Genomic DNA, 10,686 nt, shown 5'->3' with positions numbered 1-10,686 from the left:
AGGCACTTCAGGAAGGCGCCGGAGGCCGCGTTGAAGGTGATGTCGGCGGCCGCGACGACCACCGAGACCAGCAGCAGCTGGCCGATACCGAGGGCACCGAGCGCGTAGGCGGCCGGGACGGTGAGCAGCGCGCCGAACCTGACGAGGTCCATCGCCATCATCACCGGCCGTTTGCGCCGGAACTCCACCCACGGCCCGAGCGGCACCGCGGCGACGGCGCCCACGGCAGGCCCGGTCGCGGCGAGCAGCGCCACCTCCGCGGAGTCCGCGTGCAACGCGATGACGGCGATCACCGAGAACACGTCGAAGGCGAGCCAGGTCCCGAGCGCACTCACCGAGTACGCGGCCCACAGCCACCCGAACCGCCGCCCCATGCACAACCTCCCGTTGACCCGGGACATGAAAACGTGCAGGTGGCCGTCGGATCAAACAACCTCCAGGTCGGCCGCCACAACCACCGGTTGTACGGTGTGGAGGTGGACCTCACCGCCGTGCGCACCTTCGTCGCCGTGGCCGACTCCGGGCAGTTCCAGGAGGCCGCGGCCGTGCTGGGGGTCACCCAGCAGGCCGTGTCCAAGCGGATCGCGGCCCTGGAGCGGGAGCTGGGCGTGCGGCTGTTCACCCGGACCGCCCGGGGCGCCGAGCCGACCGTGGACGGCCGGGCCTTCCTGCCGCCCGCCCGCGAGCTGCTGCTGGCCGAGGAGCGGGCGGCCGCCTCGGTACGGCGGGGCCGGCGCCCCCTGCGGGTCGACGTGGTCGGCTCCCGGCTCGCCCCGGCGGCGCTGCTGCGCGCCTTCCACGAGGCGCACCCGGACCTCGCCCTGGACGTCGTCACCCTCTTCGACGTGGAGTCGGCGCTGACCGCCCTGCGCTCCGGTGCGATCGACGCGTCCTTCCGGGCGGTCGCCATGCCCGGCCGTCCGCTGCCGAGGGGCATCGAGGCGGTCCGGGTGTACGACGAGCCCGTCCAGCTCCTCACCGGCCCGGGACACGCCCTGGCCGGCCGGAGCTCGGTCACGCCCGCGGAGCTCGCCGGGCACCGGATCTGGATCCCCGGGATCGTGGAGGGCACCGAGTGGGCCGCGTACTACGCCTCCCTCGCCGCCGCGTTCGGACTCGCCATCGACTCCTCCGGCCCCAACTTCTCCGGGGCGCTGCAGGACGCGCTCGCGGGCTCCGCGACCCTGGCGACCCTGGTCAGCGAGCGGACCGGGCTGGTCTGGCCGGACAGCCACGGCCTGCGCCGGATCCCGCTCACCGACCCGACCCCCCACTACCCCCACTCGCTGCTGTGGGCCACCGCCAACCCGCACCCGGCGCTCCCCGCCCTGCGCACCCATCTCCTCGAGTCCCGTCCGCCGCGCACCGTCGCCCGGACCTGGACGCCGGGCTGGGCCGAGACCGTGCGTGGCGTCTTCCGTCCGTGACGCCCCTGCGCCATCATGATCGGCCGTCAGCCGTTCGCGATCAGCGAAGAGGTGAGGCACATGGCCAAGCTCCGCATGGGTGAAGGAATTCTCCGTCGCAAACCCATCGAGCACATCGAGGAGACGGAGGTCACCGAGGGCGCCCGGCTCGACAGATCGCTCGGGCTGGTGCAGCTCACCGCGATCGGCGTGGGCGGCATCATCGGCGCCGGCATCTTCACCCTCGCCGGCACCGTCGCCAACGAGACGGCCGGTCCCGCCGTCCTGGTCTCGTTCCTCATCGCCGGTGTGGCGAGTGCCTGCGCCGCGCTGTCGTACGCCGAGTTCGCCGGGCTGATCCCCAAGGCGGGGTCGGCCTACACGTACGGTTACGCGGTGCTCGGCGAGTTCGCGGGCTGGTTCATCGGCTGGGACCTGCTCCTGGAGTACACGGCGATCGTGGCGGTGGTCGCGATCGGCATCTCGGGGTACTTCGGCTTCCTGGTCGAGGAGATGGGCGCGAACCTGCCACAGTGGATGCTCGGCGCCCCGGGCACCGGGGCCGGTCACCGCGTCGACCTGTTCGCCGCGGTCCTCTGTCTGCTGATCGCGTACCTGCTCAACCTCGGCATCCGCAGCGCGGCCCGCTTCGAGACCTTCGTGGTGGTGCTCAAGGTGCTGGTGGTTCTGGTGGTGATCGGCGTCGGTGTGTTCCACATCGACTCGGCGAACTACCACCCGTTCTTCCCGTTCGGCATCAGCGGCGCGTTCACCGGCGCGGCCACGGTGTTCTTCGCGGTCTTCGGGTACGACGCGATGTCGACGGCGGCCGAGGAGTCGAAGGACGCCCAGCGGCACATGCCCAAGGCGATCATCTACTCGCTGGCGATCTCGATGGTGCTGTACGTGGCGGCCTGCCTGGTCCTGACGGGCATGCAGAACTACAAGGACATCGACCCGGAGAGCGGCTTCTCGACGGCGTTCAAGTCGGTGGGGCTGAGCGGCCTCGCGGACGTGATCGCGGTGGGCGCGATCATCGGCATCCTGACCGTCATGTTCACGTTCATGCTGGGCGTGACCCGAGTCTGGTTCAGCATGTCCCGGGACGGGCTGCTGCCCGGCTGGTTCGCGAAGACGCACCCGACGCGGCACGTGCCGACCCGGGTGACCTGGATCGTGGGGGTGGCCTCGGCGCTGCTCGCCGGGTTCGTGCCGATCGGCGAGGCGGCCGAACTCACCAACATCGGCATCCTGCTGGCGTTCGTGGTGGTGTGCACGGCGGTCATCGTGCTGCGCTACCGGCAGCCGGAGCTGCCGCGCACCTTCCGTACGCCGTGGATGCCGTTCGTGCCGGCGCTGGGTGTCGTCTTCTCGATTTGGCTGATCACGTTCCTGAAGTGGCAGACCTGGGTGCGGTTCGCGGTCTGGTTCGTGATCGGTTGCGTGATCTACTTCGGCTACTCGTACAAGAGGTCGCGGCTGGCAGGGCGTTAGAGGCCGCGGAGGAAGCCGAGCAGGAGGGCGTTGAACTCCGCGGGCCGCTCCAGGTTCGGGTAGTGGTCGGTGCCCTCGACGACCTCGGCTTGGCCGTTCGGGACCTCGCGGGCCAGGCGCTCGGCGGCGGCGAGCAGGTCGGCGGGTTCCAGACCGCCGTTGATCGTGAGGACCGGGACGTCGATCTTCGGCACCCTGGGCCAGGAGTCGGTCACCCGCACCAGCCGGTCGGGCTCGTCGGGGGTGTGCTTCGAGATCGTGTGCAGCGCCATCTCCCGCAACCGGCGCGGAATCTCCGGGTCGACGGCGTCGAGGGTGCGGTGCTCGCCCGGTACGACCTTCACGAAGGCGTCGAGCCAGCCCTCGATGTCACCCGCGCCCAGGGTGCGGGCGTATTCGGCCTGGAGCTCCGTGTGCCAGGGGTCCGTGTAGCGGAAGTCGCCGGTCACCGCCCCGCAGGTGACCACCGCGCGGACCAGCTCGGGGTGTTCCAGCACGGTGTCGGTGGCGATCACCCCGCCCATCGAGACGCCGACGACGACGGCGGGTCCGGCGTCGAGGTGGCGCAGGAGTGCGGCGAGGTCGTCGGCCCAGCGGAACGGCTCGCTCGCGTTGGCGGAGAAACCGTGGCCGCGCACGTCCGGGGCGATGACCCGGTACTCGGCGGCGAGCGCCGGGATCTGCCGGTACCAGAACCGGTGGTCGACGTATCCGGAGTGGATCAGGACCACCGGTTCGCCGGAGCCGGTGTCGAGGTAGGCGAGGTCGCCGTCGGAGGACGGGAAGAAGCGGACGTCCGCAGCACCATTCATGACAACCAAGGTGTCATCTTCGGGGAACTTTGACAACCTGGTTGTCATCACTGTTCTCACACCTCGGTCGCCCTGACGGCGCGGTGCATGATGGCCGGGTGAACGACATCGACAAGCCCCTCGCCCCCGACGAGCTGGGCGAGCGCATCACCGAGGTGTTCGATCTGATCGGCCCGCTGTACCGGCGCGCCTACCGCAAGATCGAGCAGGGGGAGCAGATCGAGGGGGCCTCGGTCGGGGTGCGCTCGGTGCTGGACCTGCTGCGCCGGCACGAGCCGATGACGGTGCCGCAGATGGGCCGGATCATGGCGCTGAGCCGGCAGTTCGTACAGCGCATGGTGAACGACGCGGTGGCGCGCGGCTGGGCCGAGGTCACCCCCAACCCGGCGCACCAGCGCTCCTCCCTGATCCGGCTCACGCCCGAGGGACGGGCGACCGTCACCGCGGTCCTCGCCCGCGAGCACGCCCTGAACCGGCAGGTCGGCGGCGATCTGACCGACGCCGAGATCACGGCGTGCGTGCGGGTGCTCAAGCAGCTGCTGAAGACGTTCGACCACGTCGACGTGGAGTGACCGCCGGCGTGGGGTGACCGCCGCTACTCCCCCATGACCAGCCCGTCCTTCGCGGCGCCGCGGCTGAGCACGACGTTCCGGATGGCGTCCCGGACGGCGGTGAAGTCGGCGCCCTGGTCGATGGCCGCGTTGAGGTCGACGACCCGGCCGGCGTCGACGTCGTACAGCTGGGGGACGAACTCGGCCTTGGCGACCTCCCAGCGGCCGCCCGGGGTGGTGGGCGGGGTGAAGGTGAAGCGGGCGAGGGTGGACTGGTTGCCGCGCGGGTCCTGGTGGCCCCGGCTGTTGTACATCTCGCCGGCCAGCTGGTCACCGAGGCCGTAGACCACCCAGGTGCCGTTGACCTTCTCGTACGCCTGCGGGATGTGCGCGTGGGTGCCGAGGACCAGGTCGATGTCGGGCCGGCCGCCGGTGCGCGCGGCGGTGAGCCGCTTGGCGAGGGTGAGCTGCTGCTGGTCGGGGGCGTCCGTGCCGTCGGTGCCCCAGTGCACGGAGACCACGACCACGTCGGCGCCGGCCCGCCGGGCGGCGCGGGCGTCGGCGAGGATGCGGTTCTCGTCGAGGAGGCCGACCGCCCAGGGCCGGCCGGGCGGCAGGGCGTTGCCGTTGACGTCGTAGGTGTAGGAGAGCTGGGCCACCCGGGCGCGGCCCGCGTTCATCACGGTGAGGGTGCCGGCCTCGGCCTGGGTGCGGGCGGTGCCGGAGTGCCTGAGGCCCACCCGGTCCAGGGCGTCGAGCGTGCGCTGGATGCCCGCGGCGCCGTCGTCGAGGGCGCGGTCGGAGGCAGTGGAGCAGCCGTCGTAGCCGGTGGCGGAGAGGGCCTCGGCCAGCTGCGGCGGGGAGGTGAGGGCGGTGTGGCCGCCGTCCGTCCCGGTGACCGTCGCCAGGTGACAGAGCGCCAGGTCGGCACCGGCGACGACCGGTCCGACGCCGGACAGCATCGGGCGGAAGTCGTAGCCGTTGCCGCCCGCGTCGAAGTGCGCGTGGTCGAGCGCGGAGCTCTGCGGCATGACGTCGCCGGAGGCGACGAGGGTGAAGCCCGTGGCGGGCACGGCGGGTGCCGGGTGCGGCGGCGGGGCGGCGCTCTCCTGCCGCAGGTGGTTCTGGCATGCGGCCGCGGCGGCGAGCAGGGCGGTCAGGGCCAGGGCCGCCTGGCGTCTGCGATTGATCATCAGGAGTACCCCAGAGTCGCAAGCCTTGTCCGATTTACAGATCAATGGGTACGAAGGTGGAGGCGGCCGCAAACAACTCAGGCGCCCCGATTGACCCATCCGGGTCGGGTACGGGGCGTGAGGGACCGTTCGTCGCACCGGCCGGCCCCTGCGATGCCATACGGCCATGACGGCCGGAACCACCCTTCCCCACGGGACGACGACCGCCGAGCACGAGCTCGTCGCGCTCCAGCGCGAGCACGGCCGACCGCTCTTCGCGCTGCTGCTGCGGCTCAGCGACGGGGACCGGCAGCGGGCCGAGGACCTCGTCCAGGAGACCCTCGTACGCGCCTGGCAGCATCCCGAGGCGCTGCGCGCCGACGACTTCGACTCCGTGCTGCCCTGGCTGCTGACGGTCGGCCGGCGGCTCGCCATCGACGCGCGCCGGGCCCGGCAGGCGCGGCCCGCCGAGGTGCACGACGCCGCCCTGGAGAACACCCGGGCCACCGGCGACCACGCCGAACGCGCCGCCGCGACGCTCGACGTCCGGGAGGCTGTGAAGACTCTCACTCCGGAGCACCGTGAAGTCCTGGTGCTGGTGTATTTCCAAGGGGCGAGCGTGGCGGAGGCCGCCGAGACCCTGGGGATTCCACCCGGTACCGTGAAGTCGCGGGCATATTACGCACTGCGCGCCCTGCGCCGGGTTCTGCCAGGTTATGCACCCGACCTGCGATGAAACCGTAAGCCGGGTCAAACCTCGGTAAAGCGCCTTGCTGAGGACCATGTTTGAGCAATCAGCTGTCTTCATCCGTGTTCCGCACCGGGAGAGGGACGGACCCGGGGTCGGGGCCACGCGCGCACCGGAGGAAGGCAGGACGGGATGCTGCACAGAGGTCAAGAGAGCACGGACGGGGCCGGGAGCGGGGAACTGGCGGTCCCGATGGCCTGGTTGTACGCCGAGTACATCGCCGACGAGCTGCTGCGCACCGGCGATCTCATGCCACCGACGTCCTTCGAGTTCCGGGCCGGCCGCGACGCGCTGGCGCTGACCATCTTCCTCTCCGACACGGACGGCGAACTGTCGGGCATCCGGGTCGTCTCCCAGTTGGAGACCTGGCTCTCGCTGACGGCGTACGACCAGCCGTGGCAGGACTGGGTGGCGGAACGCATGGCCGGGCTGACCGCCGAGACGGCCGAGTCCGGCGGCCCCTCCCCGGACCTGGATCTGGCCGCGGCCGCCTGGCGCTGGCTGGAGGAGACCGAGCTGCTCGCGCCCGACCTGGACGCGGTGCCGGGGGGCGGTTCGGTGTTCGGCGAGGACGACGGGCCGAAGGTGTGGACGCCCGCCTGGCGGCTCGGTCTGCCGCTGGGACACCTCGCCATCCATCTTTTTTGATTCAGGACCAATCCGCGGGCCCGGCGGCTCCGAATCCGTTGATTACGATTCTGTACGTGGCTTGAGTGAAACGGCTGCCGACTGCGTACGGGTGGGAGCAAGGAACAACGAGTAACCCCCACCCGCACCCATCGGCACGAGGATTCGGCATGAGGTCCCTGGAAAGGCATCGCGACGTCGGCGCGTACGCGCTCGGCGTGCTGGACGAGGCGGAGGCCTTCCGCTTCGAGGACCATCTCATGGAGTGCCCGAGCTGCACGGCACACGTGACCGAGTTCGGCCCCGCGGCACGGCAGTTGATGCTGTACCGCCGGGCCACGCCGCGCTTCGTGCACCCCATGGCCCAGCCCGGGCCCCGGCTGCTGGACCGGCTGCTCGGCGAGGTCGCGAACCGGCACCGGGCCAAGCGCCGCAAGCTGCTGTACGGCCTCGCCGCCTCGGTGGTGTTCGCGGTCGCCGGCCCCGGCATCGCGGCCTACGTCGGCCACGAAGCGGCGCCGGCCGTGCAGGTCACCGCGGCCACCGACGCGCAGTCCGGCATCTGGGCGCAGGTGAAGTCGCAGGACACGGACTCGGGCAGCACCATCGAGCTGCAGGTGAAGGACCCGGACGGGCCGCGCTCCTGCCGCCTGATCGCCGTCGGCGACGACGGCTCCGAGCAGATCGTCACCACCTGGGCGGAGCGGGACCACGACGACCGGGTGAGCACCATGACGGGCGGCTCCTCGATGCACCCCGACGAGATCGACCGCTACGAGGTGCGCGGCGCGGAGGGGCAGCGCCTGGTGACCCTGGACCCCAAGTGAGCACCGGCTACCTGAGCAGGCGGGACATGCGGCGGTCCGCGAGCGGCTTGCCGCCGGTCTGGCAGGTCGGGCAGTACTGCAGCGAGGAGTCGCTGAAGGAGACCTCGCGGACGGTGTCGCCGCAGACCGGGCAGGGTTCGCCGGTGCGGCCGTGGACCCGCAGACCGCTCTTCTTCTCGGCCTTGAGCCGCCCCGCCGCCAGGCCGCGGGAGCGCTCCACCGCCTCGGTGAGGGTGGTGCGCAGCGCCTCGTGGAGCCGGTGCGTCTCCTCCGGCGTCAGGGACGCGGCCAGCTTGAACGGGGACATCCTCGCCGCGTGCAGGATCTCGTCGCTGTAGGCGTTGCCCACCCCGGCGATCAGGCTCTGGTCGCGCAGGGCGCCCTTCAGCTGCCGCCGCTCGCCGGCCAGCAGGGCCGTCAGGCGGGCCTCGTCGAATCCGGCGGCGAGCGGGTCGGGACCGAGCCGGGCGATACCGGGGACGTCCTGCGGGTCGCGGACGACGTACACGGCCAGCTTCTTCTGGGTGCCGGCCTCGGTGAGGTCGAAGCCCGCACCGGTCTCCAGGGCCGCGCGCAGCGCCAGCGGGCCCTTCCCGGGCCGCGGCAGCCCGTCCGGCAGCCGGTCCTTCCACTGGAGCCAGCCCGCGCGGGCCAGATGGGTCACGAACCGCAGTCCGCGGTCCCCCTCGATGTCCAGGAACTTGCCGTGCCGGTGCACGGCGACGACCTCGCTGCCCTCGAAGGCGCCGACCGGAGGGTCGTACGTCTTCAGGACGCTGACGGCGACCGGCAGCACGCGCACGACCTGGCGGCCGACCAGGTTCTCGGTCAGGAATTCCCTGAGCGCTTCGACCTCGGGCAGTTCGGGCATGCGTCCAGGGTGCCACCCGGGGCCCGTGGGGTCAGGTCCCGTCGTCCTTCTCCGGCACCCGGAACTCGCACCAGACCGCCTTGCCGCCGCCGCGTGCCTCCACGCCCCACACGTCGGCGAGCCGGTCGACGAGCAGCAGTCCCCGTCCGGAGACGCCGTCCTCGCCCGCCTCGCGGCGGCGCGGCAGCGCGCTGGAGGAGTCCTCGACCTCGACGCGCAGCCGACGGTCGGTGCCGCCGAGGACCCTGAGGGTGACGATGGCGGAGCCCTCGGTGTGCATCAGCGCGTTGGTGATCAGCTCGTCGGCGACCAGTTCGACCTCGTCGGCGCGGTCCCCGGCGCCCCAGGCCCGGACGGCGGCGCGGACCATGTGGCGGCCGAGGGCGAGCGCCTCGGGGTCGCCGGAGGCCACGTGCTGCTGGAGGCGGCCGACGGCCTGCACGGTGTCGGAGAGGCGGCGGCGCAGCAGGAGCAGGGCCACGTCGTCGTCACCGGCCCGCTCGTCGGCGACCTCGATCAGCCGGTCGGCGAGGTCCCGCACGTCCTCGGGCCCCTTGGCGACCTGCTCGATCAGGACCCGCATGCCGTCCCCGAGGTCCTGGCCGGGCTGCTCGACAAGCCCGTCGGTGCAGAGCAGCAGCGTCTCGCCCGGGTCGAGCTCCAGGGTGGACACCGGGTATTCCAGGCTGTGGAACTCGGCCGACAGGCCGAGCGGGAGCCCGCCCTCGACGGGCACCCGGCGGCAGCCGCCGTCGACGGCACGGACCAGCGGGTCGATGTGCCCGGCGCGGACCACCTGGACGACCCCGGTGGCCAGGTCGGCCTCGGCGTACAGGCAGGTGGCGAAGCGGTCGGTGTCCAGCTCGTCCAGGAAGACGGAGGCGCGGGCCATCACGGTGGCCGGTGCGTGCCCCTCGGCGGCGTAGGCGCGCAGCACGATGCGGAGCTGGCCCATGACGGCCGCCGCGTGCGTGTCGTGGCCCTGGACGTCGCCGATGACCGCGCCGACCCGGCCGCCGGGCAGCGGGATGAGGTCGTACCAGTCGCCGCCGATGTCCCTGCCCAGGGAGCCGCCGGCGGCCGCGGAGCGGTAGCGGACGGCGACGTCGGCCCCGCGCACGCTGGGGATGGTGCGCGGCAGCATGGCCTGCTGGAGCCCCTGGGCGAGGTCCTTCTCCTGCTCGAAGAGCATGGCCCGCTGGAGGCTCTGCGCGATGCTGCTGCCGAGGGCGACCAGGACGGCGCGTTCCTCGGTGGAGAAGCCGAGCCGGTCGTTGTAGAGCAGGCCCATGGCGCCGATCGGGCGGGCCTGGGCGATCAGGGGCAGGTAGGCGGCCGAGGTGATGTGCAGGTCGGTGATGTGCGGCCACAGTATCGGGTAGCCCTCGGCGAACGCCTCCGGTGACTCGATGAAGCACGGGCTGAGGGTCCGCACCACCTCCCCCATCGGGTACGGCTCGTCTATCCGGGTGATCCGGGTGCCGGGCACGAAGCTGCCGGCCGGTCCCTCGGCGACGAGCCGGATCCGGCCGGCCTCGACCAGGCCCATCACCAGGCTGGTGGCGCCCAGGTTGGGGATGCCGTGGGTGTCCTTGAGGACGTCGATGACCTCCTGGACGCTGCTGGCGTGCGCGAGCGCCGCGGTGACCGCCTGGACGACGCCGGTCTGCCGGCGCAGCGCCTGCCCCTGGGCGTCCCGCAGGTCGCGGGCCTCGCTGTCCTCCAGTTCCTGCGTGGCGTCCCGGACGATCCCGACGACCCGGCGCGGGCGGCCCGTCTCGTCGCGCCGGATGTAGCCCTGCGTGTGGGTCCAGCGCGGGCTGCCGTCGCGGCGCCGGATGCGGAAGTACGTGCCGTAGTTCTCGCTGCCGTCCTTGATGGCCCGGGACACCACCGCGTCCAGCCTGCTGGACTCGGCCGGGGGCACCCGCACGGCGAGGGACTCGGGGCGGCCGTCGTACTCCTCGGGGGTCAGGTCGAACACCTCGTACGCCTGGGTGTCCATGTGGAACAGGCCGGCGTCGAGGTCCCAGTCGAAGGTGCCCATGTGGTTGAGCGCCAGGATCGGGTGGTCCAGTTGGGCGGGCCAGTCGTCCGGGAGTGACGGAGCGCGCGCTCCCCGGTCAGCCATGGGGCCACCATGCCAGGGGAACCCCTCACCGGCAATTCCTCCCCTAT

At 72.0% G+C, this 10,686-nt stretch carries 10 protein-coding genes and 1 pseudogene; 6 read left to right on the top strand and 5 right to left on the bottom strand.

The features are described from left to right. Positions 1-374: pseudogene (locus JF597_RS31780) on the bottom strand (MFS transporter); the annotation flags it as partial. A gap of 102 nt (positions 375-476) precedes the next feature. Here JF597_RS31780 and JF597_RS31775 point away from each other — a divergent pair. Next, a complete protein-coding gene (locus JF597_RS31775) occupies positions 477-1,427 on the top strand; it encodes a LysR family transcriptional regulator (RefSeq protein WP_294003227.1) in 951 nt (316 codons plus the stop codon). A gap of 60 nt (positions 1,428-1,487) precedes the next feature. Beyond that, complete coding sequence (locus tag JF597_RS31770) at positions 1,488-2,900, top strand: amino acid permease (RefSeq protein WP_294003221.1); 1,413 nt, start codon at positions 1,488-1,490, stop codon at positions 2,898-2,900. On the opposite strand, the gene JF597_RS31765 is transcribed toward JF597_RS31770, so the two are convergent. Continuing rightward, complete coding sequence (locus tag JF597_RS31765; RefSeq protein ID WP_294003220.1) at positions 2,897-3,712, bottom strand: alpha/beta hydrolase; 816 nt, start codon at positions 3,710-3,712, stop codon at positions 2,897-2,899. The genes JF597_RS31770 and JF597_RS31765 overlap by 4 nt on opposite strands. Positions 3,713-3,810: 98 nt before the next feature. Between JF597_RS31765 and JF597_RS31760 the strand changes: the two genes are divergently transcribed. Beyond that, complete coding sequence (locus tag JF597_RS31760; protein WP_294003218.1) at positions 3,811-4,284, top strand: MarR family transcriptional regulator; 474 nt, start codon at positions 3,811-3,813, stop codon at positions 4,282-4,284. Between the two features lie 23 nt (positions 4,285-4,307). On the opposite strand, the gene JF597_RS31755 is transcribed toward JF597_RS31760, so the two are convergent. Continuing rightward, positions 4,308-5,456, bottom strand: a complete 1,149-nt coding sequence (locus JF597_RS31755) for a CapA family protein (protein ID WP_294003216.1) — start codon at positions 5,454-5,456, stop codon at positions 4,308-4,310. A 166-nt stretch (positions 5,457-5,622) separates the two neighbouring features. Here JF597_RS31755 and JF597_RS31750 point away from each other — a divergent pair, with 166 nt between their 5' ends. The 3 genes from JF597_RS31750 to JF597_RS31740 all read left to right on the top strand — a co-directional run bounded on the left by JF597_RS31750 (position 5,623) and on the right by JF597_RS31740 (position 7,637). Beyond that, complete coding sequence (locus JF597_RS31750) at positions 5,623-6,171, top strand: sigma-70 family RNA polymerase sigma factor (protein ID WP_294003214.1); 549 nt, start codon at positions 5,623-5,625, stop codon at positions 6,169-6,171. A 144-nt stretch (positions 6,172-6,315) separates the two neighbouring features. Then, positions 6,316-6,831 carry a hypothetical protein gene (locus tag JF597_RS31745; RefSeq protein WP_294003212.1) on the top strand — a complete coding sequence of 172 codons (516 nt, stop codon included), beginning with the start codon at positions 6,316-6,318 and terminating at the stop codon, positions 6,829-6,831. 149 nt (positions 6,832-6,980) lie between these two features. After that, positions 6,981-7,637, top strand: coding sequence for a zf-HC2 domain-containing protein (locus JF597_RS31740; RefSeq protein WP_294003210.1), 657 nt, complete (start codon positions 6,981-6,983; stop codon positions 7,635-7,637). Positions 7,638-7,644: 7 nt separating this feature from the next. On the opposite strand, the gene JF597_RS31735 is transcribed toward JF597_RS31740, so the two are convergent. Both JF597_RS31735 and JF597_RS31730 read right to left on the bottom strand, forming a co-directional pair. Then, positions 7,645-8,508 (bottom strand): DNA-formamidopyrimidine glycosylase family protein, encoded by an 864-nt coding sequence (locus JF597_RS31735; protein ID WP_294003208.1) that lies wholly within the window; start codon positions 8,506-8,508, stop codon positions 7,645-7,647. A gap of 31 nt (positions 8,509-8,539) precedes the next feature. Then, on the bottom strand, positions 8,540-10,639 hold the full coding sequence (locus JF597_RS31730) for a SpoIIE family protein phosphatase (protein ID WP_294003206.1): 2,100 nt from the start codon (positions 10,637-10,639) through the stop codon (positions 8,540-8,542). Positions 10,640-10,686 lie beyond the last annotated feature (47 nt).

The organism is Streptomyces sp., from assembly GCF_019510245.1.
Classification (GTDB): domain Bacteria; phylum Actinomycetota; class Actinomycetes; order Streptomycetales; family Streptomycetaceae; genus Streptomyces.
The sequence above is the reverse complement of the archived record's forward strand: the minus strand, read 5'-3'. Positions and strand labels throughout refer to the sequence as shown.